This is a genomic window from Scandinavium sp. NPDC088450 (assembly GCF_044900545.1).
Taxonomy (GTDB): Bacteria; Pseudomonadota; Gammaproteobacteria; order Enterobacterales; family Enterobacteriaceae; genus Scandinavium.
In genome coordinates this window covers 43,724-68,065 of record NZ_JBJDNI010000031.1, presented here as the reverse complement: position 1 = coordinate 68,065, position 24,342 = coordinate 43,724, and the positions used below count along the sequence as shown (strand labels likewise).

General features: G+C 53.1%; 27 protein-coding genes. 8 read left to right on the top strand and 19 right to left on the bottom strand.

Annotation, left to right across the window (positions count from 1 at the left end):
* From ACI2I2_RS21505 to fkpA, 9 genes are all read right to left on the bottom strand, one after another.
* Window positions 1-239 (bottom strand): GTP-binding protein (locus ACI2I2_RS21505; protein ID WP_000031669.1); only part of this gene is annotated, 239 nt, incomplete at its 3' end.
* 70 nt (window positions 240-309) lie between these two features.
* Window positions 310-2,424 carry an elongation factor G gene (gene fusA, locus ACI2I2_RS21500; RefSeq protein ID WP_404659820.1) on the bottom strand — a complete coding sequence of 705 codons (2,115 nt, stop codon included), beginning with the start codon at window positions 2,422-2,424 and terminating at the stop codon, window positions 310-312.
* Between the two features lie 97 nt (window positions 2,425-2,521).
* Complete coding sequence (gene rpsG, locus ACI2I2_RS21495) at window positions 2,522-2,992, bottom strand: 30S ribosomal protein S7 (RefSeq protein ID WP_008807044.1); 471 nt, start codon at window positions 2,990-2,992, stop codon at window positions 2,522-2,524.
* A 94-nt stretch (window positions 2,993-3,086) separates the two neighbouring features.
* Window positions 3,087-3,461 carry a 30S ribosomal protein S12 gene (rpsL, locus tag ACI2I2_RS21490; protein ID WP_002436309.1) on the bottom strand — a complete coding sequence of 125 codons (375 nt, stop codon included), beginning with the start codon at window positions 3,459-3,461 and terminating at the stop codon, window positions 3,087-3,089.
* 124 nt (window positions 3,462-3,585) lie between these two features.
* Window positions 3,586-3,873: a sulfurtransferase complex subunit TusB gene (gene tusB / locus ACI2I2_RS21485; RefSeq protein ID WP_404659819.1), complete on the bottom strand. Its 288-nt coding sequence runs from the start codon at window positions 3,871-3,873 to the stop codon at window positions 3,586-3,588.
* 7 nt (window positions 3,874-3,880) lie between these two features.
* Window positions 3,881-4,237, bottom strand: coding sequence for a sulfurtransferase complex subunit TusC (gene tusC / locus ACI2I2_RS21480; RefSeq protein ID WP_404659818.1), 357 nt, complete (start codon window positions 4,235-4,237; stop codon window positions 3,881-3,883).
* Window positions 4,237-4,623, bottom strand: a complete 387-nt coding sequence (gene tusD / locus ACI2I2_RS21475; protein ID WP_330985037.1) for a sulfurtransferase complex subunit TusD — start codon at window positions 4,621-4,623, stop codon at window positions 4,237-4,239. The genes tusC and tusD overlap by 1 nt, the downstream gene beginning before the upstream one ends.
* Window positions 4,623-5,345 (bottom strand): transcriptional regulator, encoded by a 723-nt coding sequence (locus ACI2I2_RS21470; protein ID WP_404659817.1) that lies wholly within the window; start codon window positions 5,343-5,345, stop codon window positions 4,623-4,625. Before ACI2I2_RS21470 ends, tusD begins: the two co-directional genes overlap by 1 nt.
* Before the next feature lie 220 nt (window positions 5,346-5,565).
* Window positions 5,566-6,414: an FKBP-type peptidyl-prolyl cis-trans isomerase gene (gene fkpA / locus ACI2I2_RS21465; protein WP_404659816.1), complete on the bottom strand. Its 849-nt coding sequence runs from the start codon at window positions 6,412-6,414 to the stop codon at window positions 5,566-5,568.
* A gap of 218 nt (window positions 6,415-6,632) precedes the next feature.
* Here fkpA and ACI2I2_RS21460 point away from each other — a divergent pair, with 218 nt between their 5' ends.
* Window positions 6,633-6,851, top strand: a complete 219-nt coding sequence (locus tag ACI2I2_RS21460) for a protein SlyX (protein WP_330985034.1) — start codon at window positions 6,633-6,635, stop codon at window positions 6,849-6,851.
* Window positions 6,852-6,915: 64 nt separating this feature from the next.
* Here the strand turns inward: ACI2I2_RS21460 and slyD are convergent, their stop codons facing one another.
* The 4 genes from slyD to kefG form a co-directional block, all read right to left on the bottom strand.
* Window positions 6,916-7,497, bottom strand: coding sequence for a peptidylprolyl isomerase (gene slyD / locus ACI2I2_RS21455; protein WP_404659815.1), 582 nt, complete (start codon window positions 7,495-7,497; stop codon window positions 6,916-6,918).
* Window positions 7,498-7,591: 94 nt separating this feature from the next.
* Window positions 7,592-7,792: a putative zinc ribbon protein YheV gene (locus ACI2I2_RS21450; RefSeq protein ID WP_404659814.1), complete on the bottom strand. Its 201-nt coding sequence runs from the start codon at window positions 7,790-7,792 to the stop codon at window positions 7,592-7,594.
* A 10-nt stretch (window positions 7,793-7,802) separates the two neighbouring features.
* Window positions 7,803-9,608, bottom strand: a complete 1,806-nt coding sequence (kefB, locus tag ACI2I2_RS21445; protein WP_404659813.1) for a glutathione-regulated potassium-efflux system protein KefB — start codon at window positions 9,606-9,608, stop codon at window positions 7,803-7,805.
* On the bottom strand, window positions 9,608-10,159 hold the full coding sequence (gene kefG / locus ACI2I2_RS21440) for a glutathione-regulated potassium-efflux system ancillary protein KefG (RefSeq protein WP_404659822.1): 552 nt from the start codon (window positions 10,157-10,159) through the stop codon (window positions 9,608-9,610). The genes kefB and kefG overlap by 1 nt, the downstream gene beginning before the upstream one ends.
* Window positions 10,160-10,323: 164 nt before the next feature.
* Here kefG and ACI2I2_RS21435 point away from each other — a divergent pair, with 164 nt between their 5' ends.
* The 4 genes from ACI2I2_RS21435 to ACI2I2_RS21420 all read left to right on the top strand — a co-directional run bounded on the left by ACI2I2_RS21435 (window position 10,324) and on the right by ACI2I2_RS21420 (window position 14,463).
* Window positions 10,324-12,228 carry an ABC transporter ATP-binding protein gene (locus ACI2I2_RS21435; protein ID WP_404659812.1) on the top strand — a complete coding sequence of 635 codons (1,905 nt, stop codon included), beginning with the start codon at window positions 10,324-10,326 and terminating at the stop codon, window positions 12,226-12,228.
* Between the two features lie 97 nt (window positions 12,229-12,325).
* Entirely contained in the window at window positions 12,326-13,348 is a 1,023-nt protein-coding gene (locus tag ACI2I2_RS21430; RefSeq protein ID WP_404659811.1) for a hydrolase, read from the top strand.
* The gene (locus ACI2I2_RS21425) at window positions 13,345-13,563 is read left to right on the top strand and encodes a YheU family protein (protein WP_330985027.1); all 219 of its coding nucleotides are present in this window, start codon (window positions 13,345-13,347) and stop codon (window positions 13,561-13,563) included. Before ACI2I2_RS21430 ends, ACI2I2_RS21425 begins: the two co-directional genes overlap by 4 nt.
* A 36-nt stretch (window positions 13,564-13,599) precedes the next feature.
* Entirely contained in the window at window positions 13,600-14,463 is an 864-nt protein-coding gene (locus ACI2I2_RS21420) for a phosphoribulokinase (protein ID WP_404659810.1), read from the top strand.
* A gap of 171 nt (window positions 14,464-14,634) precedes the next feature.
* Here ACI2I2_RS21420 and ACI2I2_RS21415 read toward each other — a convergent pair whose 3' ends face one another.
* The gene (locus ACI2I2_RS21415; protein ID WP_330985025.1) at window positions 14,635-15,039 is read right to left on the bottom strand and encodes an OsmC family protein; all 405 of its coding nucleotides are present in this window, start codon (window positions 15,037-15,039) and stop codon (window positions 14,635-14,637) included.
* A 306-nt stretch (window positions 15,040-15,345) separates the two neighbouring features.
* Between ACI2I2_RS21415 and crp the strand changes: the two genes are divergently transcribed.
* Window positions 15,346-15,978, top strand: coding sequence for a cAMP-activated global transcriptional regulator CRP (gene crp, locus ACI2I2_RS21410; RefSeq protein WP_000242758.1), 633 nt, complete (start codon window positions 15,346-15,348; stop codon window positions 15,976-15,978).
* A gap of 53 nt (window positions 15,979-16,031) precedes the next feature.
* Entirely contained in the window at window positions 16,032-18,104 is a 2,073-nt protein-coding gene (locus tag ACI2I2_RS21405; RefSeq protein WP_404659821.1) for a YccS/YhfK family putative transporter, read from the top strand.
* Between the two features lie 71 nt (window positions 18,105-18,175).
* Here the strand turns inward: ACI2I2_RS21405 and ACI2I2_RS21400 are convergent, their stop codons facing one another.
* The 4 genes from ACI2I2_RS21400 to ppiA all read right to left on the bottom strand — a co-directional run bounded on the left by ACI2I2_RS21400 (window position 18,176) and on the right by ppiA (window position 21,346).
* Complete coding sequence (locus tag ACI2I2_RS21400) at window positions 18,176-19,393, bottom strand: aspartate aminotransferase family protein (RefSeq protein ID WP_404659809.1); 1,218 nt, start codon at window positions 19,391-19,393, stop codon at window positions 18,176-18,178.
* A gap of 79 nt (window positions 19,394-19,472) precedes the next feature.
* A complete protein-coding gene (pabA, locus tag ACI2I2_RS21395; RefSeq protein ID WP_404659808.1) occupies window positions 19,473-20,036 on the bottom strand; it encodes an aminodeoxychorismate synthase component 2 in 564 nt (187 codons plus the stop codon).
* 31 nt (window positions 20,037-20,067) lie between these two features.
* Complete coding sequence (locus ACI2I2_RS21390; protein ID WP_404659807.1) at window positions 20,068-20,667, bottom strand: putative adenosine monophosphate-protein transferase Fic; 600 nt, start codon at window positions 20,665-20,667, stop codon at window positions 20,068-20,070.
* A gap of 106 nt (window positions 20,668-20,773) precedes the next feature.
* Complete coding sequence (gene ppiA / locus ACI2I2_RS21385; RefSeq protein ID WP_330985020.1) at window positions 20,774-21,346, bottom strand: peptidylprolyl isomerase A; 573 nt, start codon at window positions 21,344-21,346, stop codon at window positions 20,774-20,776.
* A 279-nt stretch (window positions 21,347-21,625) separates the two neighbouring features.
* Here ppiA and tsgA point away from each other — a divergent pair, with 279 nt between their 5' ends.
* Window positions 21,626-22,807, top strand: a complete 1,182-nt coding sequence (tsgA, locus tag ACI2I2_RS21380) for an MFS transporter TsgA (protein ID WP_330985019.1) — start codon at window positions 21,626-21,628, stop codon at window positions 22,805-22,807.
* A 7-nt stretch (window positions 22,808-22,814) separates the two neighbouring features.
* Here the strand turns inward: tsgA and ACI2I2_RS21375 are convergent, their stop codons facing one another.
* On the bottom strand, window positions 22,815-24,131 hold the full coding sequence (locus ACI2I2_RS21375; protein ID WP_404659806.1) for a cytosine deaminase: 1,317 nt from the start codon (window positions 24,129-24,131) through the stop codon (window positions 22,815-22,817).
* Window positions 24,132-24,342 lie beyond the last annotated feature (211 nt).

The window sequence follows — 24,342 nt, the reverse complement described above, 5'->3', positions numbered from 1 at the left end:
ACGTGTGCGTAGTGGCGAGTCGGGGTGTCATATTCAACGTGGGAAGTGTTGATGGTGATACCACGAGCTTTTTCTTCTGGTGCGTTATCGATCTGGTCGAAAGCACGAGCAGCACCGCCGTAGGTTTTAGCCAGTACGGTAGTGATTGCAGCAGTCAGGGTAGTTTTACCGTGGTCAACGTGGCCGATAGTACCAACGTTAACGTGCGGTTTTGTACGTTCAAATTTTTCTTTAGACACGGCTATATTCCTTACTATAGTGCTCTCCCCTCAAGGAGAGAGCACGGGACATTAGTTTTAACCTTGCGGCTTATTTGCCACGAGCTTCGATAACGGCCTGAGCAACGTTGTTCGGCGCGTCGTCATACTTCAGGAACTCCATGGAGTAAGAAGCACGACCTTTAGTCAGAGAACGCAGCTGAGTTGCATACCCGAACATTTCAGACAGCGGAACTTCAGCGTGAATCTGAACGCCAGTAGCGTTGGATTCCTGACCTTTCAGCTGACCACGACGACGGCTAAGGTCACCGATAACGTCACCGGTGTTCTCTTCCGGAGTCTCAACTTCAACCTTCATGATAGGCTCAAGCAGAACTGGTTTTGCTTTCTTAAAGCCATCTTTAAAGGCGATAGAAGCAGCCAGTTTAAACGCCAGTTCGGAGGAGTCAACGTCATGGTATGAACCGAAGTGCAGACGCACACCGAGATCAACAACCGGGTAACCCGCCAGAGGACCAGCTTTCAGCTGCTCCTGGATGCCTTTATCAACGGCAGGGATGTATTCGCCAGGAATTACACCACCTTTGATGTCGTTGATGAACTCGTAACCTTTCGGATTTGAGCCCGGCTCCAGTGGGTACATGTCAATAACAACATGACCGTACTGACCACGACCACCAGACTGCTTGGCGTGTTTACCTTCGATATCGGTAACTTTCGCACGAATCGCTTCGCGGTAAGCAACCTGAGGTTTACCGACGTTCGCTTCAACGTTGAATTCACGCTTCATACGGTCAACGATGATGTCGAGGTGCAGTTCACCCATACCGGCGATAATGGTCTGGTTAGATTCTTCATCAGTCCATACGCGGAATGATGGATCTTCTTTCGCCAGACGACCCAGAGCCAGACCCATTTTTTCCTGGTCAGCTTTGGTTTTCGGTTCTACGGCGATGGAGATTACCGGCTCTGGGAATTCCATACGCTCAAGAATGATCACGTTGTCCGGATCACAGATGGTGTCACCTGTGGTCACGTCTTTCAGGCCGATTGCTGCTGCAATGTCGCCCGCGCGAACTTCTTTGATCTCTTCACGTTTGTTGGCGTGCATCTGAACGATACGACCAAAACGCTCACGAGCCGCTTTCACTGGGTTATATACGGTATCACCGGAGTTAACCACACCAGAGTAAACGCGGAAGAAGGTCAGGTTACCTACGAACGGGTCGGTAGCAATTTTGAATGCCAGAGCTGCAAACGGCTCTTCATCGCTAGCGTGACGCTCGGACGGGGTATCTTTACCATCATCCAGCATACCGTTGATAGCAGGTACGTCAGTTGGTGCTGGCAGGTAATCGATTACCGCATCCAGCATCGCCTGAACACCTTTGTTCTTAAATGCAGAACCACAGGTTACCAGGATGATTTCGTTGTTCAGAACGCGCTGACGCAGAGCAAGCTTGATTTCTTCCTCGGTCAGCTCTTCGCCGCCCAGGTATTTTTCCATCAGCTCTTCAGACGCTTCCGCAGCGGATTCGATCAGGTTCTGGTGCCATTCGTCAGCCAGGTCCTGCATATCAGCTGGGATATCTTCGTATTCGAAGGTTACGCCCTGATCCGCATCGTTCCAGTTGATGGCTTTCATTTTCACCAGGTCGATAACACCGGTGAAACCTTCTTCAGCACCAATCGCCAGCTGCAGCGGAACAGGGTTCGCGCCCAGACGGGATTTGATCTGACCAACAACTTTCAGGAAGTTAGCACCCATACGGTCCATTTTGTTAACGAACGCGATGCGTGGAACTTTATATTTGTTAGCCTGACGCCATACGGTTTCAGACTGTGGCTGAACACCACCAACTGCGCAGTAAACCATTACCGCACCGTCAAGAACACGCATGGAACGTTCAACTTCGATGGTGAAGTCAACGTGGCCCGGGGTGTCGATGATGTTTACGCGATGCGGTTCATACTGCTTCGCCATACCAGACCAGAATGCAGTAGTTGCTGCGGAGGTAATGGTAATACCACGCTCCTGCTCCTGCTCCATCCAGTCCATGGTTGCGGCGCCGTCATGAACTTCACCGATTTTGTGGTTTACACCGGTGTAGAACAGAATACGTTCGGTAGTCGTGGTTTTACCGGCGTCGATGTGCGCACTGATACCGATGTTACGATAGCGTGCGATGGGTGTTGTACGAGCCATTTGATTCCTCGTTTGTTTCTTTAGACGTTCAGTTTAAGTGACCCAGAGCGAGCAACTTACCTGAAGCGCTCGCCTGGGGACTAACACACCGAAGGGATTACCAACGGTAGTGAGCGAACGCCTTGTTGGCTTCTGCCATACGGTGAACGTCTTCACGTTTCTTAACTGCAGTACCTTTGTTGTCTGCAGCGTCAGTGAGTTCGTTCGCCAGACGCAGGGCCATAGATTTATCACCGCGTTTACGAGCAGCTTCAACGATCCAACGCATTGCCAGGGCATTACGACGAACCGGACGAACTTCAACTGGAACCTGATAAGTAGAACCACCTACACGGCGGGACTTAACTTCGACAGTCGGACGAACGTTGTCCAGAGCGACTTCGAATGCTTCCAGTTCATTTTTACCAGAACGCTGAGCCAGGGTCTCCAGCGCGCTGTATACGATTGCTTCAGCAGTAGATTTTTTACCATCTACCATCAGGATATTTACAAATTTAGCCAGCAGCTCTGATCCGAACTTAGGATCCGGCAGAATTTTACGCTGACCAATGACGCGACGACGTGGCATGGGAATACTCCGTTGTTAATTCAGGATTGTCCAAAACTCAAAGAGTTTAGATTGACATTAATTTAAAACGTTTGGCCTTACTTAACGGAATCCATTAAGCCTTAGGACGCTTCACGCCATACTTGGAGCGAGCTTGCTTACGGTCTTTAACGCCGGAGCAGTCAAGCGCACCACGAACGGTGTGGTAACGAACACCCGGAAGGTCTTTTACACGACCGCCACGGATCAGGATCACGGAGTGCTCCTGCAGGTTGTGACCTTCACCGCCGATGTAGGAGGTGACTTCGAAACCGTTAGTCAGACGCACACGGCAAACTTTACGCAGTGCGGAGTTAGGTTTCTTAGGAGTGGTGGTATATACACGAGTACATACGCCACGTTTCTGCGGGCAGGCTTCCAGCGCAGGCACGTTGCTTTTTGCAACTTTGCGTGAGCGTGGTTTGCGAACCAGCTGATTAACTGTTGCCATTAAATAGCTCCTGGTTTTAGCTTTTGCTTCGTAAACACGTAATAAATCGCCTCATATAATATGAGGACGCGAAATTTTAGGGCCACGCCGAAAAGGTGTCAAGAAATATACAACGATCTCTGCACTACCAGGCAAATTGCCCGTCGTGTTTGACCGCTAGTCTGACGAAGTCAGTATAGCTAACCCTGACGACACTGCTCGAAATTTGACCGCCAAGGCCACGAGCTTCAATGTCTTCCTGCAGCGCATACAGGGTTATGGGGGCTTCATTAAGAAGATCAAGGAAGCGGCTGCCTTCCAGCGCCGCAATCACGCCATCGGAGAGCAGCAGTAAATCATCCCCTTCGGCCGTGAGTCTAAGAAAGGCACTAATATCATGCTGCCAGGGAGAGTGGCTTAGCGTGTGCAGCATCGTCACCTCAGAAACGTAAAATCACATCGTATCCCTCAAGTTTCTGGCGCAACGCTTTTGGCTCCAGAATCTCAGGTTCGATAATAAAGGAAGGTGAACTCAACCCGCGCTCGCGCAACGAAGCACCGCATACCCAACTCTCTTCGATGTCATACAGCGCCATCAATTTAAAAGCAGGCAGATAATCTCGGGCCAGAATAGTCGCAGGTTTTTGATCGCTGAGAAGCTGGAAAACCCCGTCACCGATAAAAAACGCGCCAATGTCTTCCGTCAATGCTGAAGTTGCGAGCAGCGCATCAAGCCCTTCCCTGCCGGAAGCACTTCCGTGCGGAGCGGTCGAAAAAACAAAAGCCACACGTTTCATCAGAACTGCACCATTCTGTCGCAGGTTAACGAGGCTTCAGCCAGAGCGCCTAATCCACTCAAGTTGAAACCGGGTTGTAGGTTGGCCCCCGCTAACCCAAGCTGTTTGGCTTCGGTTTCATCCGTCACGCCACGGCGCAATGCCGCAGCGACACAAATGTGAAGCGCTACACCTTGCTGCTCATGCAGTGTCTGCCACGCACGGACCAGATCAAATTCATCACTGGCGGGCGCGCTCAACTGGTTGGCGTTATACACACCTTCGCGGTAGAAGAAGATACTGGAGAGCTCATGCCCTTCAGCCAGCACCGCCTGCGCAAATTGCAGGGCACTGCTGGCCTGTTGGGTGCCATACGCAGGCCCCGTAACCATCAGGGCAAAACGCATTACTTATCCTGCCCCTGGAAATCGCCGCTCTTAAACTGGCGAATATAGAGGTAAACGGTGTGTTTAGAGATGTTGAGGCGATCGGCCACCTGGTTGATTGCGTCTTTGATATCGAAGATCCCTTTTTCATAAAGGTTAAGGACGATCTGACGATTTTTGGCGTTGTTGGAAACGTTACGATCGGCGTTGACCTCTTCGATGGTGAATTCCAGCGTCTGGGTCACCAGGTCTTCGACAGAAGATGCAAAGTTCACCTGAGAGTTCACTTCAGGCGTTTCAGGCGGAATAAAGGTGCTCATGATTTGCGAGAACGGCACATCAAGGTTCATGTTGATGCACAGCAGCCCAATCACGCGCTGGTCACGGTTGCGGATAGCAATCGTCACAGACTTCATTAGCACGCCGCTTTTGGCGCGAGTGAAATAGCATTTGGATACGCTGCTGTCCGCCCCGGTCATATCATGGAGCATACGCAACGCCAGGTCGGTTATCGGCGAGCCGATTTGACGACCTGTGTGTTCACCGTTGGCAATACGAATGGCGGAACATTTGAGATCCTGCAGGGAGTGCAGCACGATTTCGCAATGGGAGCCAATGAGCATCGCTAACCCGTCCACTACCGCTTCGTAAGATTTCAGAATGTCGAAATCGGTCTGGTCAAAAGGACGTTGATCCAGCAAATCAAGTTCACTGGTTTCGTTGGTTAAAAGCGACCTGGACATGAAAAAAAGCACTCCTTTTCAGGAGCCTGTCGTTAGGTTGTCAGGGCAGGCTCATTATCATCATCAAAAATAAGGCATCTAAAGTAATACGCGCCTCAGGCACTTTCCAGTGTTTATTATACTCGTCATACATCAAGTTGCCTGTGCGTGGGCGACAACACAACGTTTATCGCGCCCAATAAAAAACCGCCGCCCTTACGGACGGCGGTTTTCATCACACTTATTTCTTGCTGGAATCTGCAGCAGCTTTGTCGTCTGCAGCAGGTGCAGCGGCGTCCGCTTTCGGTGCTGGTTTGATATCCAGCAGCTCTACGTCGAACACCAGAGTGGAGTTAGCAGGGATACCCGGAACGCCCGTTTTGCCGTAAGCCAGATCTGGTGGAATGACCAGCTTGATTTTGCCGCCTTTCTTGACGTTTTTCAGGCCTTCAGTCCAGCCTGGGATCACGCCGTCCAGACGGAAGGACAGTGGCTCGCCACGGGTGTAAGAGTTATCGAACTCTTTACCGTCAATCAGCGTACCTTTGTAGTTCACGACCACGGTGTCGCTGTCTTTCGGCGCATCGCCGGTACCTTCTTTCTCTACTTTGTACAGCAGGCCAGTCGAAGAGGTTTTCACGCCTTTCTCTTTGGCGAAGGTGTCACGGAAGGCTTTGCCTTTCGCTTCGTTATCCGTCGCGTCTTTTTCCATTTTCTGCTGAGCAGAGGTTTTCACGCGGGTTTCGAATGCCTGCAGGGTCTGTTCGATTTCCTGATCAGAGAGTTTGCTCTTATCCGCAAATGCGTCCTGAACGCCGGCGATCAGCTGTGCCTTATCCAGTTTGATGCCCAGCTTTTCCTGCTCTTTCAGGGAGTTTTCCATGTAACGGCCCAGCGATGCACCCAGTGCATATGCAGATTGCTGGTCGTCGTTTTTGAATGCCGCGTTCAGGCCAGCAGGTGCCGCTTTTGCAGCATCAGCCGCCGGAGCAGCTTTCGCGGCAGCAGCATCGGCAGCGAAGGTCAGCGGAGCATTCAGGGCAACGGCCATCGTTGTCGCCAGAAGCGTTACTTTAAACAGTGATTTCATCCATCTCTCCAGGGACGGGGCATCTTTCTCACCCCGGGGTTTACGTAAATGAGTTGTCTACTATAAAGCGTCACAGAAGAAATCTACATATGAACACTCTGTAATCTCGGATCTTTTCAGACTCTTTTTGTGTAAATAAGTTTCGTCATTCGGGTTATTGGCTGCACATCAGGGAAAAGTCCCGTAAAATCCGCGCGAATTGATTAAAGAGGTGATTCATGAGCGAGACAACACTCGAAGCGCGCCTGGAAGAGCTGGAAAGCCGTCTGGCCTTTCAGGAGATCACCATTGAAGATCTCAACCGGACAGTCACCGCGCACGAAATTGAAATGGCAAAGATGCGAGACAATATGCGTCTGATGGTCGAAAAACTGAAAGCCAGCCAGCCTTCCCACATTGCCTCACAGGCAGAAGAGACGCCACCCCCTCATTATTGAGGCGTAAAAAAAGCGGGTTTCCCCGCTTTTTTCCTTTAATGCGCGAGCCCAAAGGGAGAACGCATTAGTGGCAACCGCAGCCGCCGTTACCGCAACCACCTTTACCACCGTGGTCATGACCATGGTCATGGCCGTGGCCGCCGCAGCAACCGTCGTGGTCGTGATCGTGATGATGGTCGTGTGCACCGTGAACGTGGCCGTGGGCCAGTTCTTCTTCGGTGGCTTCACGCATCGCGACAACTTCAACGTGGAATTTCAGGTTCTGGCCAGCCAGCATGTGGTTGCCATCAACAACGACGTGGTCATCTTCTACTTCGGTGATTTCTACCGGTACTGGACCCTGGTCAGTTTCAGCCAGGAAACGCATGCCGACCTGCAGCTCGTCAACGCCCATGAAGACGTCTTTCGGTACGCGCTGAACCAGGTTTTCATCATACTGACCGTAAGCGTCGTTCGCGCCCACTTCAACGTCAAACTTGTCGCCTACTTCGTGACCTTCCAGCGCTTTTTCAAGGCCAGAGATCAGGGAACCGTGACCATGCAGGTAGTCGAGCGGCGCGCTTACCGGAGACTCATCAACCAACACACCGTCTTCTGTACGTACCTGATAGGCCAGGCTGACCACCAGGTCTTTTGCTACTTTCATGATATCTCCTGAGCATGGGAAGAATAGTGGCGCAGATTGTAGCGGAATTCTGCACCCGTGTACCCCTTAGCTTAAAAAAAGACAGCGGAGATCGCTACTCGGGATGAAAAATGCCAATCACTTGCTCATCTTTGCGAACGTGCTCGCGGGCTTGTTTGTCCGCCTCGCGCATCTGATGCCCACACTTAACACACTCAACAATATCAACATTATTCTCACGCCACATCGCCATTGAATCCTGCGCCTGGCATGCCGGGCATTTTGCCCCGGCGATAAAACGTTTACGGATTGCCATTGTTCACCTTCTATTCAAATTCGTCCCAGCCGTCCAACTGGCGCCGTTCTTGTTGCATTTCACGCTGGAAAATCTCTTCCAGCTCGCGTCGGGCTTCCCGCACGCGAGAAATTTGCTGCGTATCCGTGTGCACTGGCATCAGCTCACGCAACATGCGCATATCCAGACGACGGAAATGAAGCTGCGCGCGCTGTGCCTGATGCGGATGCATCCCCAGCGTGATAAGCGCTTTACGCCCCAACTCCAGCGCACTGGAAAACGTCTCACGCGAGAATTGTTTCACACCTGCCTGCAGCAGTTCGTGAGCTTCCACACGCCCGCGAGCACGGGCAAGAATATGCAGATGAGGGAAATGCTGTTGGCAGATTTCCACCAGCTTCATGGTGTCTTCCGGCGCATTACAGGTGATGACTATAGATTGCGCTTCTTCTGCACCGGCGGACCGCAGCAGCTCAATTTGCGTCGCGTCGCCGTAGTAAACCTTATAGCCATATTTACGCATCAGGTTCACCGCACTGATATCGCGTTCAAGCACGGTTATCCGCATTTTATTGGCCATCAGCAAACGCCCGATAACCTGGCCAAAGCGCCCGAAGCCAACCACAATAACCTGCGGTTTATCGTCTTCGACCCACGGCGCTTCATCTTCTTCTTCCGGGCCATTGAAACGGCGAGACAGCAGCTTATCGACAACTTTCATCACCAGCGGCGTGGTCATCATCGACAGCGTGACGGTCACCAGCAGCAGCGCCATTTGATCGTGATGGAACAACCGTTGCGAAGAAGCCGTTGAAAACAGCACGAACGCAAACTCCCCGCCCTGACTCAACACGCCAGCAAACTGCATGCGCTCAGAACTTCGCAAACCATAAACCCGGGCAATGCCATACAGCACCAGCGATTTCACCGCTACCAGGATAATCACGCTGCCAATAACCCACAGCAAATGGGTATAAAGGACGCCCAGGTTGAGCGCCATGCCAACGGAAATAAAGAACAACCCGAGCAGCAAACCTTTAAAAGGCTCAATGGCGATTTCGAGCTCATGCCGGTATTCACTTTCGGCCAGCAGTACACCCGCGATAAACGTCCCGAGCGCCATCGACAAGCCCAGCGCATCCATAAATAACGCAGATCCCAGAACCAGCAACAGCGTGGCCGCTGTAAACACTTCGCGCACGCCGGAACCTGCAATAAAGCGAAAAACAGGCCGCAGCAAATAGCGCCCGCCAATCAGCACTCCAGCAAACGCCAACACTTTCAGGCCGATTTTGATCCAGTCAGGATGCTCATCGCCCGACCCCGCAAGCAGCGGTACCAGCGCCAGCGCAGGGATCACGGCTAAATCCTGAAACAGCAACACCGAGAAGCCAAGCTGCCCGGCCTCATTGCGGTTCATCCCTTTTTCGCGCATCAGTTGTAGTGCCATCGCCGTGGATGACATCGCCAGACCAATACCGCCGATCACCGCCGCCTGCCACGAGAAATTGGTCAACATCAACAAACCGGTCAGGATTGCCGCGCTAAGCAGCACCTGCGCTGCCCCCACACCAAAGATGGAACGCCGCAGCTTCCAAAGCTTCGACGGATTCAGCTCCAGCCCGATGATAAACATCAGGAACACCACGCCTAATTCGGAGAAGTGCAGAATTTCATCCACATCGCTGATAAACCCTAAGCCCCACGGGCCAATCGCAATGCCAGCCAGCAGATACCCGAGCACCGGACCAATGCCCAAACGCGATGCCAAAGGTACTGCTGCAACGGCCGCGAAGAGAAACAGCACGCCCGCCAACAGTAAATCCGATCCTTCCATCAGCGACCTCCTGGAGCAATGGGGTTTGCCAGCCATTCGCCATAAGCTCTGGCGTGACTGGCCAGTTCTTCAGGAGGCTGGCGGCGAGCCCAATAAACAATGATCGGATTCATCCAGTGCATGCGACACATCGCGGACGTCAGTTCAAAAGGCCGCAAAATATCACTCATCGAGTAGCGATTCAGGGAGTCGTGACGATAAGCACTCTCCGGCTCACCGGTGGTGATGACGCTTCGCCAGTACTTTCCCGCCAGTTGGTTTCCACCCGGGCCGCTGGCAAAGCCACGGCTCAGCACACGGTCAAGCCACTCTTTTAGCAGTGCCGGACAGCTGTAGGTATAAAGTGGATGCTGGAACACAATCATATCGTGCTCCTGCAACAATTTTTGCTCACGCGGAATGTCGATAAAGAAATCTGGATAGTGTGCGTACAGGTCGTGTACGGTCACGTTTTCAAGCTGTTGTGCCGGCTTAAGCAAAACCCGGTTCGCCACCGAGTCCTGAGATTCCGGATGGGCATACAGCAGCAACACTTTTGCTGTCTCTGACATCATTCCCCTCCCGGCCAATGGGCAGGCCTCATTTCATGCCTGCGCCTGAATACTTTTGTCTGGCGTTGTTGTTTTGGGCTACCATTGCCGCCCGGTGTCGCGATGCGTCACCACACTACATTATCATAATGACAATTTAACATAGTCAGAACATACGGCGCCTTATGATTGTTTTCTCCTCGCTACAAATTCGTCGCGGCGTGCGTGTCCTGTTGGACAACGCCACAGCCACTATTAACCCTGGGCAAAAAGTCGGTCTGGTGGGAAAGAACGGCTGCGGCAAATCCACGCTGCTGTCGCTATTAAAGAACGAGATTAGCGCCGATGGCGGGAGTTTCACTTATCCGGGCAACTGGCAACTGGCGTGGGTGAATCAGGAAACCCCTGCCCTGCCGCAGCCTGCGCTCGACTATGTTATCGATGGCGACCGCGAATACCGCCAGCTTGAAGCGGAACTGAACGCTGCGAATGAGCGCAACGACGGTCATGCCATCGCCACCGTTCATGGCAAGCTGGATGCTATCGATGCGTGGACCATTCGTTCACGCGCGTCCAGCCTGCTGCATGGTCTGGGTTTCAGCAATGAACAGTTAGAGCGACCTACCAGTGATTTCTCCGGTGGCTGGCGTATGCGCCTCAACCTTGCGCAGGCGCTGATTTGCCGTTCCGACCTGCTGCTGCTCGATGAACCGACTAACCACCTCGATCTTGACGCCGTTATCTGGCTGGAGAAGTGGCTGAAGAGCTATCAGGGCACGCTGATCCTGATTTCCCATGACCGCGATTTCCTTGATCCGGTGGTGGGCAAAATTATTCATATCGAACAGCAGTCGATGTTCGAGTACACCGGCAACTACTCTTCTTTTGAGATCCAGCGCGCGACACGCCTGTCTCAACAGCAGTCGATGTATGAAAGCCAGCAGCAGAAAGTGGCGCATTTGCAGAGCTTTATTGACCGCTTTAAAGCGAAAGCGTCGAAAGCCAAGCAGGCCCAGAGCCGCGTGAAAATGCTGGAACGCATGGAGCTGATTGCTCCGGCGCATGTCGATAACCCGTTCCACTTTAGCTTCCGCGAGCCAGAGAGCCTGCCCAATCCGCTGCTGAAGATGGAAAAAGTCAGTGCCGGTTACGGCGACCGTACCATTCTCGACTCCATCAAACTCAACCTGGTCCCGGGTTCGCGTATTGGTTTGCTCGGTCGAAACGGTGCAGGCAAATCAACGCTGATCAAACTGTTGGCCGGTGAACTGGCCCCGCAAAGCGGTGAAATCGGTCTGGCGAAAGGCATCAAGCTCGGTTACTTCGCCCAGCATCAGCTCGAATTTTTACGCGCCGATGAGTCACCGCTTCAACATCTGGTCAGGCTGGCACCGCAAGTGCTGGAACAGCAACTGCGCGATTACCTCGGCGGTTTTGGTTTCCAGGGCGATAAAGTGAGCGAAGAGACACGTCGTTTCTCCGGAGGCGAAAAAGCGCGTCTGGTGCTGGCGCTAATCGTCTGGCAGCGCCCTAACCTGTTGCTGCTCGATGAACCGACCAACCACCTGGATCTCGACATGCGTCAAGCCCTGACCGAAGCGCTGATTGAGTTTGAAGGCGCGCTGGTTGTGGTGTCGCACGACCGCCACCTGTTACGTTCTACTACCGATGACCTCTATCTGGTTCACGATGCGAAAGTGGAACCTTTCGATGGCGATCTGGAAGATTATCAACAGTGGCTGACGGACGTTCAGAAACAGGAAAGCCAGCCTGACGAAGCACCAAAAGACAACGCCAACAGCGCCCAGGCGCGAAAAGACCAGAAACGTCGCGAAGCAGAGTTACGCACGCTGACCCAGCCGCTGCGCAAAGAGATAGCCCGTCTGGAAAAAGAGATGGAAAAACTCAATGCGAAACTCGCCGCCGCTGAAGAAAAACTGGGTGACAGCGAACTGTATGATCAGGCTCGTAAAACAGAACTGACGGAGTGCCTGCAACAACAGGCCAGCGCAAAATCAGGGCTGGAAGAGTGCGAAATGGCCTGGCTTGATGCTCAGGAACAACTGGAAAAAATGCTCCAGGAAGACTAAATAAGTTCAACAAAAGCCTACCGCGCCTCGATTTCATAAGCATGAAACTGAGGTGGCGGTATAGTAGACAGGATTTTCATCACAACAGCGTAACAGTATGGCCCAGATCACCCCTGTAGAATTTGAAGTCCCACCTGAAGAGAACGACACTTTCGTGCCGATGAAAGGCGTGCGCAACTGCCACCTGCAGACCATGCTGCCGCGCCTGATCCGTCGCAAAGTGCTGTTCACGCCGCACTGGCAACGCCTGGAACTTCCGGATGGGGATTTTGTCGATCTGGCCTGGAGTGAAGATCCTAATCAGGCGCGTCACAAACCGCGCCTGGTCGTCTTTCACGGCCTTGAAGGCAGCCTTTACAGCCCTTACGCTCATGGCCTGATTCATGCAGCACAGCAGCGTGGCTGGCTTGGTGTGGTGATGCATTTTCGCGGTTGCAGCGGGGAACCTAACCGCAACGATCGTATTTACCATTCCGGTGAAACCGAAGATGGCACCTGGTTCCTCTCCTGGCTGAAACGTGAATTTGGCGAAGTGCCTACGGCAGCGGTCGGCTACTCGCTGGGGGGCAACATGCTTGGCTGTCTGTTAGCTAAAGAAGGCGACGCGACGCCGCTGGATGCCGCCGTGATCGTTTCTGCGCCCTTTATGCTCGAAGCTTGCAGCTATCACATGGACAAAGGCTTTTCCCGCGTTTATCAGCGCTACCTGCTGAATCTGCTGAAAGCCAATGCCTCACGCAAGCTGAAGGCTTATCCTGGCACGCTGCCGGTCGATCTTAAGCGTTTGAAAAGCGTTCGCCGTATTCGCGAGTTTGACGATCTGATCACCTCGAAAATTCACGGCTTCGCCGATGCTATCGACTATTACCGCCAGTGCAGCGCCATGCCTGTGTTGAGTCAGATAACCAAACCGACGCTGATTATTCACGCCAAAGACGATCCCTTTATGGATCACCACTCCATTCCCGCACAGGAAGAACTGCCGAAGAATATCCAGTATCAGCTCACCGAATACGGCGGGCATGTTGGCTTTGTCGGCGGCACACTGCGTCATCCCGAAATGTGGCTGGAAAAACGCATTCCAGACTGGCTGACCCGTTTTCTTGGAGCTATCGCATGATCATTCCCTGGCAGGACCTGGCTCCCGAAACGCTGGAAAACCTGATTGAAAGCTTTGTGTTGCGCGAAGGCACCGATTATGGTGAACATGAACGTTCGCTCGAAGATAAAGTCGCCGACGTCAAACAGCAATTGCAAAGCGGGGAAGTTGTTCTGGTGTGGTCCGAACTGCACGAGACCGTCAACTTAATGACCCGCACTCAATTTCGCGGCTGACTATACTCATTACCACTGCTTACCCAGGGAGTCGTTATGTCTGCCAAATACCCGGTGATTGCCGTGACCGGCTCCAGCGGCGCGGGGACCACCACCACCAGCCTCGCCTTTCGTAAAATCTTTGCTCAGCTCAATTTAAACGCCGCCGAAGTCGAAGGGGACAGTTTTCATCGCTACACCCGCCCTGAAATGGACATGGCAATCCGTAAAGCGCGCGATATGGGCCGTCATATCAGTTATTTCGGCCCGGATGCCAATGACTTCGGTTTGCTTGAACAGACGTTTATCACCTACGGCCAGAGTGGCAGCGGACAGTCGCGCAAATATCTGCATACCTATGATGAAGCCGTGCCGTGGAATCAGGTACCCGGAACATTCACGCCCTGGCAGCCACTGCCGGAACCCACCGACGTGCTGTTCTACGAAGGATTACACGGTGGCGTGGTGACGCCTCAGCATGATGTGGCAAAGCATGTTGATTTGCTGGTTGGCGTAGTCCCGATTGTGAACCTGGAATGGATTCAGAAACTGACGCGAGACACCAGCGAGCGCGGGCATTCTCGTGAAGCGGTGATGGATTCCGTGGTGCGTTCCATGGAGGATTACATCAATTTCATCACGCCGCAGTTCTCGCGCACACATATCAACTTCCAGCGCGTGCCCACGGTCGATACTTCTAACCCGTTCGCCGCTAAAGGTATTCCGTCGCTGGATGAAAGCTTTGTGGTTATCCATTTCCAGAATCTGGGCGACATCGATTTCCCCTGGCTGCTGGCGATGCTGCAAGGCTCGTTCATTTCACACATGAACACGCTGGTTGTGCCAGGAGGGAAAATGGGGCTGGCTATGGAGTTGATCATGACACCGCTGGTTGAGCGGTTAATGGATGGAAGGAGGTAAACTGCAAAATCTTCTCTTACCAGAAGGTTTTTAGTGTTTGCTCCCTCGCCCCGTGGGAGAGAGTTGGGGAGAGGGCATCAGGCCGCACAAATTTGCCGGGCGGCGCTACGCTTGCACCGGCCTACCAAACGGCGTAGGCCCGGTAAGCATCGCGCCACCGGGCATCTGGTTTTAAGCCTCAACCACCTCAAACGAGTGGGTGATCTTCGCGGCTTTCTCCAGCATCAGCGCCACAGAGCAGTATTTTTCTGCCGACAAATCCACCGCACGAGAGACCGCCGCTTCTTTCAGATCTTTACCCGTTACGATGAAGTGCAGATTAATGTGCGTAAACATACGTGGCGCTTCTTCACGACGCTCAGAGGTCAGCTTCACTTCGCAATCTTTCACGTCATGACGCCCTTTCTGCAAAATTGACACCACGTCGATTGCGCTGCATCCCCCCGCCGCCATCAGCACCATTTCCATCGGGCTCGGTGCTTTGTCTCCAGAGTTACCGTCCATCAAAATTTGGTGGCCAGAAGCAGACTCGCCCAGGAAGGTTAAACCCTCAACCCATTTCACACGTGCTTGCATAATTTTTAACTCCGAAGTTGCAAATTTCCTCTCAGATTACGCGCACATAACAAAACTCGCAACGGAAGGAGATGTGCGTCATGCTGAAGCGAGACACCAGGAGACACGCAGCAAAAGCTATGCTAAAACAGTCGGGATGCTACAGTCATGCAGTGAAGTGCTGCGTGCACGCAGAGGACACCACATTACAGGCTGCTGCATAATTCGACAGCCGACTTCCCAGGCACAGGGAAGGATACGATTGCAAAGCCAGCGGCAGTGTCGTGTCTGCCACTGGAGACAGCTTATAACAGAGGATAACCGCGCATGGTGCTTGGCAAACCGCAAACAGACCCTACCCTTGAATGGTTCTTGTCTCATTGCCACATTCATAAGTACCCATCGAAGAGCACGCTGATTCACCAGGGTGAAAAAGCAGAAACGCTGTACTACATCGTGAAAGGCTCAGTTGCTGTACTCATCAAGGACGAAGAAGGGAAAGAGATGATCCTCTCTTACCTCAACCAGGGCGATTTCATTGGTGAGCTTGGTCTCTTCGAAGAAGGCCAGGAGCGTAGTGCCTGGGTTCGGGCGAAAACCGCTTGTGAAGTGGCCGAAATTTCCTACAAAAAATTCCGTCAGTTGATTCAGGTCAACCCAGATATTCTGATGCGCCTCTCTTCGCAGATGGCTCGCCGCCTGCAGGTCACTTCTGAGAAGGTTGGCAACCTTGCGTTCCTCGACGTAACGGGCCGTATCGCACAGACGCTGCTGAACCTGGCGAAACAACCCGACGCCATGACCCACCCGGACGGTATGCAGATTAAAATTACCCGTCAGGAAATCGGTCAGATCGTGGGTTGTTCCCGTGAAACCGTTGGCCGTATTCTGAAAATGCTGGAAGATCAGAACCTGATCTCCGCCCACGGTAAGACCATCGTCGTTTACGGCACCCGCTAAGCTCGATAAATGGCGTATTGTTCGCGCAATACGCCATTTTTGTCTCTACCGCTATGTGGCGCAGGCTAATTTATCACCCGGAAATTAACTACGCACTGCGGCAAACCCTGGTGCTCTGTACGCCCGTGGCTATCGGCCTGATGTTGGGGTATCTCAAGTACGGTTTGCTGTTTTCGTTAGTTCCCGCCTGCTGCAACATTGCCGGTCTCGATACGCCGCACAAACGCTTTTTCAAACGCCTGATTATTGGTGGCTCGTTGTTCGCGGGCTGCAGTCTCGCGGTTCAGTTACTGCTGGCGCAGAGCCTCCCCTTACCACTGATCCTGACCGTTCTCGCGATGACGCTTGGCGTAACGGCCGAGATAAGCTCTCTGCATGCCCGTTTACTGCCCGCGTCTCTCATCGCCGCGATTTTTACCCTGAGCCTTGCGGGCAACATGCCAGTCTGGGAGCCATTGCTGATTTATGCCCTCGGCACACTTTGGTATGGCCTGTTTAACTGGTTCTGGTTCTGGATGTGGCGTGAACAGCCATTGCGCGAATCGCTGAGCTTGCTGTATCGCCAACTGGCGGATTACTGCGAAGCCAAGTACAGCCTGCTGACCCAGCACACCGACCCAGAGAAAGCATTGCCGCCACTGCTGGCGCGCCAGCAAAAAGCCGTCGACCTGATTACCCAGTGCTACCAACAGCTTCACATGCTCGCGGCCAATAAGAACCATGATTACAAACGCCTGCTGCGCTCCTTCCAGATGGGCCTTGATTTGCAGGAGCACATCTCCGTCAGCCTGCACCAACCGGCAGAAGTCCAAAAGCTGGTTGAGCGAAGCCATGCTGAAGCTGTCATCCGCTGGAATGCCCAAACCATCGCCACGCGCCTGCGCGTGATGGCCGACGATATTCTCTACCACCGTTTTCCCCAGCGTTTCTCAATGGACAAGCAGGTTGGCGCGCTGGAGAAAATCGCCCGTCAGCATCCCGATAATCCTGTGGGCCAGTTCTGCGCCTGGCATTTCAGCCGCATAGCCAGAGTGCTGCGCCTCCAGCGCCCGCTCTATCCGCGTGATTTAATGGCGGATAACGAACGCCGCTTGCCGGTCTTTGCAGCACTCAAAAGTTATCTTTCACTGAAGTCCCCGGCACTGCGTAATGCTGCGCGAATCAGCGTAATGCTGAGCATCGCCAGCCTGATGGGGTCTGCATTGCACCTGCCCAAACCTTACTGGATCCTGATGACTGTCCTGCTGGTCACACAAAACGGGTATGGCGCGACGCGAGTAAGGATTTTTCACCGGGCGGCAGGCACGCTGGCTGGATTGGTCATCGCGGGCATCACCCTGCACTTTCATGCCCCAGAGGGCTATGCACTGGCGGCGATGCTGGTGATTACCCTCATAAGCTACCTCATCATCCGTAAAAGTTACGGCTGGGCGACAGTGGGCTTTACGGTGACGGCGGTATACACCATCCAGTTGCTGACGCTCAACGGGGATCAATTTATTGTTGCCCGGCTGATAGACACGCTTATCGGCTGCCTGATTGCCTTTGGTGGCATGGTCTGGCTGTGGCCGCAGTGGCAAAGCGGCCTGCTGCGCAAAAATGCCCAGCAAGCGCTGGAAGCCGATCAGGATGCCTTACGTCTTATTCTCAGCAACGACCCGCAAGCGCCAACCCTTGCCTATCAGCGCATGCGTGTGAATCAGGCTCATAACGCATTGTTCAACTCGCTTAATCAGGCGATGCAGGAACCCGGCTTCAACTCGCGCTATCTTGCCGACATGAAGCTGTGGGTGACTCACAGCCAGTTTATTGTCGAGCATATTAACGCCATGACCACGCTTGCCCGCGAGCACAACATGCTGACGGAGTCGCTGGCCCAACAGTATCTGGAATCTTGTGAGATTGCGCTGCAACGGTGTCAGCAGCGTCTGGAGTATGACGAGGCAGGTGGAAGTGGAGACGCCAATATTATGGAGTCACTGGATACGCTATCCCACGGCCCGTTAAGCACCATGGAACAGCATTTACAGCGGATACTTGGCCATTTGAATACCATGCACACCATTTCGTCGGTGGCCTGGCGTCAACGTCCACATCACGGGATTTGGTTGAAACGGCGGACGTAGAAACTCTGCCTGGCGGCGCTTCGCTTGCACAGGCCTACAGACGGGCAAACGCAGTGCCGCCGGGCGAAACGTCAGCCAACAATCTTTCTGACCGCTGCAGCAAAACGCTTCATCCCTTCATCGATATCAGCGCTCTCAACCACCAGTGACGGCGCGAAACGCATCACGTCAGTCCCGGCATTCAGCACCATCACACCTTCATGAGCTGCTGCATGCAGGAAATCACGCGCACGCCCTTTGAACTGAGGCTTAAGCTCGGCACCAATCAGCAAGCCCATGCCGCGAATATCGCTGAAAACATCCAGTTCAGCGTCAATCTGCTGCAAGTGCTTCACGAACTGTTCACGCTTCGCCTTCACACCTTCCAGCACTTCCGGGGTGTTGATAATGTCGAAAGCTGTCCCCGCTACCGCACAGGCTAATGGGTTGCCGCCGTAAGTTGACCCGTGTGATCCCACGTGGAAAGCGCTGGCAATCTCTTCCGTGGTTAACATAGCGCTGACAGGAAAACCGCCGCCCAGGGCTTTAGCGCTGGTCAAAATATCCGGCGTCACGCCGTAGTGCATATACGCGAATAGCGAACCGGTACGCCCCATGCCACACTGCACTTCGTCGAACACCAGCAACGCCTTGTGCTCGTCGCACAGTTCACGCAGGCCTTTCAGAAATTCAGGCGTCGCCGCCGTCACACCACCTTCACCCTGAATAGGTTCAACGACAACAGCGCAAGTATGATCGTCCATTACCGCTTTCACTGCATGCAGGTCATTGAACGGAACATGAATGATATCCGCAGGTTTTGGCCCAAAGCCGTCAGAGTACTTCGGCTGCCCGCCAACGGACACGGTAAACAGGGAGCGGCCATGGAAGGCGTTATGGAAAGCGATGATTTTGGTTTTGAACGGGCTGTGGCGCACGCAGGCATAGTGGCGAGCGAGTTTAAAAGCGGTTTCGTTCGCTTCAGTGCCGGAGTTCATAAACGCCACACGCTCAGCAAATGTCGATGCCACCAGCTTACGCCCCAGACGCAGCGCAGGTTCGTTAGTGAAAACGTTGCTGGTGTGCCACAACGTTTCGCCCTGGCTTTTCAGGGTTTCGACGAGTCTGGGGTGACAGTGGCCCAGCGCAGTAACGGCAATCCCACCGGCAAAATCAACATACTCTTTGCCCTGTTGATCCCAGATACGGCTCCCTTTCCCTTTCACCGGGATAAACTCTGCCGGGGCATAAATGGGCAGGATCACTTCGTCAAAAGTTGCTCGGGTAATTGCCGTTTGTTCACTCGCCATGTCAAAACCTCTTACGCAGCATGATTATGAAAATATAATCACGAAATATGCATAAAAAATCACATCATGGCAAGTGCATTTACCGCTTAAGGAAGTTATCCAGCAGCTGATGTCCTTGCTCGCTGAGAATGCTTTCAGGGTGGAATTGCACGCCTTCGAGATCCCATTCGTGGTGGCGAATGCCCATGATCTCGCCGGTTTCACTGCTTGCGGTTATCTCAAAACAGGCAGGGAGTGTCGGCGGGTCAATCACCAGAGAATGGTAACGAGTCACCGCGAGGGGATTATTCAACCCGCTGAAGACACCGGTGCCGTTATGCGTTATCGGAGAGGTTTTGCCGTGCATCACTTTGGCAGCCCGAACAATGGTCGCGCCGAATACCTGGCCAATCGCCTGGTGACCGAGGCAAACACCCAGAATAGGCAGTTTGCCAGCGTAATGGCGGATCACGTCGAGCGAAATCCCGGATTCATCTGGCGTACAAGGGCCGGGCGAAATGACGATTTTTGCGGGTGCCAGTTGCGCTATCTCATCGAGACTGATCTCATCATTGCGCCTGACAACCACCTCGGCGCCCAGCTCGCAAAAATACTGGTAGAGGTTCCAGGTAAACGAATCATAGTTATCGATAAGCAGGATCATAGCGGCTCCGGTGACAGCAAACCGCGCTATTCTACTCAGTTTCCTGCGCTTCGCTTACCACTTTAGTGAACAGGTCAGTCAACGGCTGCAAATCACCCAACGCCCCGTTCTGATTTGCCTGACTCCAGCTTTCCGGGTCAACAACGCCCCAGTCCAGCACATATCCGGCGTGAATAGCCAATTGTTCGAAGAACACACGCTGTGCACGGCCGCTGCCGACAAAGAACGGGTGCAGCACATTAATCTCACAGTAGTAGTGTGCCAGCCGCTGAATAAATGCCTCTTTGGGCAGCCCAACGAGGTAGTGTTCGTCTTCCAGTTCCTGCATCAGGTCGTTGCCTTCATTTTCGATGTACTCGAAATGGCAGAAACGGGTCTCACCACGGGAGATATCGACTTCGCGCAATTCCCCTGCCCAATCCCAGGCATCCTGGAAAATCTGCTGGTGAATGGCGCACAGCCACGGCAAACCACGATGCAGCGGACCGAGTTCGAGGGTTTCCACACGCTGGGCGAAAAGCGCATCCTGTGCGTGAGGCTCAGGTACATCCAGCCGACCGCTGCTCGCAAACGAGCGAGCTCGTCGCTTTTCCCACAGGCGAATTTTTTGCTTATCGGTGAGCTTTTTCATCTGGACCTCCCTGACGGTTCCCCTTGTGCCACAAGTATAAGCAGCAATTTCGGGTTACGCAGAAAGGTCAGAATGACGCGGGCAGGTTAGCCCGCGAGAGAAGAGATTACGGCAGGACTTTCGCAGACAGGATAACTACCGGTTTTGTTGGCACATTCTGGTATGGACCCACGTCATGAGAAGCCACCTGAGAAATCTTATCGGCCACATCCATGCCTTTCACAACTTTACCAAAGACCGCATAGCCAAAATCACGCTGGCCGTGGTCCAGGAACGCGTTGTCTGCCACGTTGATAAAGAACTGGCTGGTTGCGCTGTCTTTATCCGCAGTACGCGCCATCGAAATGGTACCGCGAGTATTACGCAGACCGTTGTCAGCTTCGTTTTTGATCGGTGGATTTGGCTGCTTCTGCTGCATCTGCTCGGTGAAGCCGCCGCCCTGAATCATAAAGCCCGGGATCACGCGGTGGAAGGTGGTGTTGTTATAGAACCCACTGTTCACATAGTTCACAAAGTTTTCGACAGAAACAGGCGCTTTTTGGCTATTCAGTTCCAGCTCAATATTACCGGCAGACGTTGTCAGTAAAACGTGCGGATCTGCTTTTGCCGCCAGAACTGCAGGGGAAATTGTAGAGAGTGCAAAAACAGCCGTCACGGCAGCCAGGGTAGATTTGAGCATGTGAATTCCTTAAACGGGAACGGTAGAGAATGCGAATCGCTTGATTCTAAAAGGCGTTCGGCTGACAAACCAGCCTTTTACTTAAGTTTACTTATCAGAAACAGATGTAACGTAGTGGATTTTATTTGACGCCCCACAAAAATGTGATACGAGTCTCGTCACTTTAAGATTAATTTCATCATTTTCAGAATAAACATTTGCCTCCGTCACGCTAACGCATAAAATCTGCACACCCCACGCATTGTCAATGCGTTTTACAGTTCTATTCACAGGCCAGTCATGACTAACAGCAATCGTATCAAGCTCACATGGATCAGCTTCTTCTCCTACGCCCTGACCGGGGCGCTGGTGATTGTCACCGGGATGGTGATGGGCAATATCGCCGACTATTTCCACCTGCCGGTGTCCAGCATGAGCAACACTTTCACGTTCCTCAATGCCGGTATTTTGATCTCTATTTTCCTTAACGCCTGGTTGATGGAAATTGTTCCGCTGAAAACGCAGCTGCGTTTTGGCTTCGTCCTGATGCTGGCGGCGATCGCTGGCCTGATGGTGAGTCACAGCCTGGCGCTGTTCTCTGCCTCGATGTTCGTGCTCGGGCTGGTGAGTGGGATAACGATGTCGATTGGTACCTTCCTCATTACCCACATGTACGAAGGCCGTCAGCGCGGTGCTCGTCTGCTGTTCACCGATTCCTTCTTCAGTATGGCTGGGATGATTTTCCCGATGGTGGCCGCGTATCTGCTGGCTCGCACCATTGAGTGGTACTGGGTTTACGCCTGCATTGGCCTGGTATATGTCGCGATTTTCATTCTGACTTTTGGCTGCGATTTCCCGGTACTGGGCAAGAAAGCTGAAGCCAACGCGCAGCCTGTGGCAAAAGAAAAATGGGGAATCGGCGTGCTGTTCCTCGCCGTGGCGGCCCTGTGCTACATCCTCGGTCAGTTGGGCTTTATTGCCTGGGTGCCTGAATATGCGAAAGGCCTGGGCATGAGCCTGAGCGATGCGGGTGAGCTGGTGAGCAAGTTCTGGATGTCTTACATGCTGGGCATGTGGGCGTTTAGCTTTATCCTGCGCTTCTTCGACCTGCAACGCATTCTGACCGTGCTGGCAGGTGCCGCCGCCGTGCTGATGTATTTGTTCATCAACGGCTCGCCGGAGCATATGCCATGGTTCATTCTGTGCCTCGGCTTCTTCTCCAGCGCGATTTACACCTCAATCATCACCCTGGGTTCCCTGCAGACCAAAGTTGCCTCGCCAAAACTGGTGAACTTCATTCTGACCTGCGGCACCATCGGCACCATGCTGACGTTTGTCGTCACCGGCCCGATTGTGGCCCACAGCGGCCCGCTGGCTGCGCTACACACCGCAAACGGACTGTATGCCGTGGTGTTCGTGATGTGCTTTATCCTTGGCTTTGTGACTCGCCACCGCCAGCATAATGCGGTAGCAGGCCACTAAGCGTCTGTTAAGCCCCTTTGCGTTCGCCGAAGGGGCTATTTTTGGTAAAGAACACCTCTTCCCCGCCTTTATCCATTTGCACCCAGGTTTGCGCCAGTTGCGTAGACGCAATCACTCGCCCCTGACGAATTGACCAGCGAACCGGCACCTGACAGCGCACGGCTTCAAAGCCATTTTCGGCTGGCAGAATAATCAGATTAGCGCTGTTCCCCACTTCGATGCCGTAATCCTGCAAACCGAACGTTCTGGCACTGTTGTGCGTTATCAGGTTCAGGCCCTCGTTAATCTGCTGATAACCCATTATCTGGCAGACATGCAGCCCCATATGCAGCACCTGAAGCATGTTGCCGGTTCCAAGCGGATACCACGGGTCAAACACATCATCATGACCGAAACAAACGTTAATGCCCGCGCCCAGAAGCTCTTTCACGCGAGTGATTCCGCGCCGTTTAGGATAATCATCGAAACGGCCTTGCAGGTGGATGTTGACCAGCGGGTTGGCGACAAAGTTAATGCCCGACATTTTCAGCAGACGGAACAGGCGCGAAGTGTATGCCCCGTTGTAGGAGTGCATCGCGGTGGTGTGGCTGGCCGTGACGCGAGCGCCAATGCCTTCTTTCAGCGCCAGTGCAGCGACCGTTTCGACAAAGCGCGACTGCTCATCGTCAATTTCATCACAGTGAATATCCAACGGACGGTCGTATTTCCTGGCCAGAGCAAAAGCGATATGCAGCGATTCCACGCCGTACTCGCGCGTGAATTCAAAATGCGGAATGGCCCCCACGACATCGGCCCCTAACTCCAGCGCTTTTTCCAGCAACGCTGCGCCGTCGGGATAGGAAAGAATGCCTTCCTGTGGAAATGCCACAATTTGCAGATCCACCCACGGCGCGACTTCCTTCTTCACTTCCAGCATGGCTTTCAGTGCCGTAAGCGTCGGGTCCGACACATCAACGTGAGTACGGACAAACTGGATGCCATTGGCAATCTGCCATTTCAGGGTTTTCCACGCTCGCGCTTTCACATCTTCATGGGTGAGCAGCGCTTTGCGTTCCGCCCAACGTTCGATGCCTTCAAACAGCGTGCCTGACTGGTTCCAGTTTGGCTCGCCCGCCGTCTGGGTGGTATCAAGGTGAATATGAGGTTCAATAAAAGGTGGAATAGCCAACCCACCGCGAGCATTGAGTACCTCTAAGCTCTCATGGCGAGTTTCTCCCATAGGAGTAATCGACTGGAACCGACCGTCTTCAATACCGAGCTGCCACAGACCTTCACGCCCAGGCAAACGAGCGTTTTCAATCAACCACAACGGTGTGCTTCCCATCCTCATCTCCCCCAGGAGTGGCGCACGACGCGCCCTAATACATTTTTAGGTTAAAACCCGCACTTTTTGTACATTATTTCAGCACCACAGAAAAGTCTGGTATTTCCGTAACTTATAAAAATCCTGACAAATCAACCTGATACTACTTAGGTGGTAGCTAAAGGCGAAATTGATTCACATCAATAAGTCACCTTGCTGAATCGTTAAGGTA

Coding starts and splice junctions, on each gene's coding strand:
- fusA (WP_404659820.1), bottom strand. CDS start 2,424: ATGGCTCGTACAACACCCATCGCACGCTATCGTAACATCGGTATCAGT.
- rpsG (WP_008807044.1), bottom strand. CDS start 2,992: ATGCCACGTCGTCGCGTCATTGGTCAGCGTAAAATTCTGCCGGATCCT.
- rpsL (WP_002436309.1), bottom strand. CDS start 3,461: ATGGCAACAGTTAATCAGCTGGTTCGCAAACCACGCTCACGCAAAGTT.
- tusB (WP_404659819.1), bottom strand. CDS start 3,873: ATGCTGCACACGCTAAGCCACTCTCCCTGGCAGCATGATATTAGTGCC.
- tusC (WP_404659818.1), bottom strand. CDS start 4,237: ATGAAACGTGTGGCTTTTGTTTTTTCGACCGCTCCGCACGGAAGTGCT.
- tusD (WP_330985037.1), bottom strand. CDS start 4,623: ATGCGTTTTGCCCTGATGGTTACGGGGCCTGCGTATGGCACCCAACAG.
- ACI2I2_RS21470 (WP_404659817.1), bottom strand. CDS start 5,345: ATGTCCAGGTCGCTTTTAACCAACGAAACCAGTGAACTTGATTTGCTG.
- fkpA (WP_404659816.1), bottom strand. CDS start 6,414: ATGAAATCACTGTTTAAAGTAACGCTTCTGGCGACAACGATGGCCGTT.
- ACI2I2_RS21460 (WP_330985034.1), top strand. CDS start 6,633: ATGAGCGAGACAACACTCGAAGCGCGCCTGGAAGAGCTGGAAAGCCGT.
- slyD (WP_404659815.1), bottom strand. CDS start 7,497: ATGAAAGTAGCAAAAGACCTGGTGGTCAGCCTGGCCTATCAGGTACGT.
- ACI2I2_RS21450 (WP_404659814.1), bottom strand. CDS start 7,792: ATGGCAATCCGTAAACGTTTTATCGCCGGGGCAAAATGCCCGGCATGC.
- kefB (WP_404659813.1), bottom strand. CDS start 9,608: ATGGAAGGATCGGATTTACTGTTGGCGGGCGTGCTGTTTCTCTTCGCG.
- kefG (WP_404659822.1), bottom strand. CDS start 10,159: ATGTCAGAGACAGCAAAAGTGTTGCTGCTGTATGCCCATCCGGAATCT.
- ACI2I2_RS21435 (WP_404659812.1), top strand. CDS start 10,324: ATGATTGTTTTCTCCTCGCTACAAATTCGTCGCGGCGTGCGTGTCCTG.
- ACI2I2_RS21430 (WP_404659811.1), top strand. CDS start 12,326: ATGGCCCAGATCACCCCTGTAGAATTTGAAGTCCCACCTGAAGAGAAC.
- ACI2I2_RS21425 (WP_330985027.1), top strand. CDS start 13,345: ATGATCATTCCCTGGCAGGACCTGGCTCCCGAAACGCTGGAAAACCTG.
- ACI2I2_RS21420 (WP_404659810.1), top strand. CDS start 13,600: ATGTCTGCCAAATACCCGGTGATTGCCGTGACCGGCTCCAGCGGCGCG.
- ACI2I2_RS21415 (WP_330985025.1), bottom strand. CDS start 15,039: ATGCAAGCACGTGTGAAATGGGTTGAGGGTTTAACCTTCCTGGGCGAG.
- crp (WP_000242758.1), top strand. CDS start 15,346: ATGGTGCTTGGCAAACCGCAAACAGACCCTACCCTTGAATGGTTCTTG.
- ACI2I2_RS21405 (WP_404659821.1), top strand. CDS start 16,032: ATGTGGCGCAGGCTAATTTATCACCCGGAAATTAACTACGCACTGCGG.
- ACI2I2_RS21400 (WP_404659809.1), bottom strand. CDS start 19,393: ATGGCGAGTGAACAAACGGCAATTACCCGAGCAACTTTTGACGAAGTG.
- pabA (WP_404659808.1), bottom strand. CDS start 20,036: ATGATCCTGCTTATCGATAACTATGATTCGTTTACCTGGAACCTCTAC.
- ACI2I2_RS21390 (WP_404659807.1), bottom strand. CDS start 20,667: ATGAAAAAGCTCACCGATAAGCAAAAAATTCGCCTGTGGGAAAAGCGA.
- ppiA (WP_330985020.1), bottom strand. CDS start 21,346: ATGCTCAAATCTACCCTGGCTGCCGTGACGGCTGTTTTTGCACTCTCT.
- tsgA (WP_330985019.1), top strand. CDS start 21,626: ATGACTAACAGCAATCGTATCAAGCTCACATGGATCAGCTTCTTCTCC.
- ACI2I2_RS21375 (WP_404659806.1), bottom strand. CDS start 24,131: ATGGGAAGCACACCGTTGTGGTTGATTGAAAACGCTCGTTTGCCTGGG.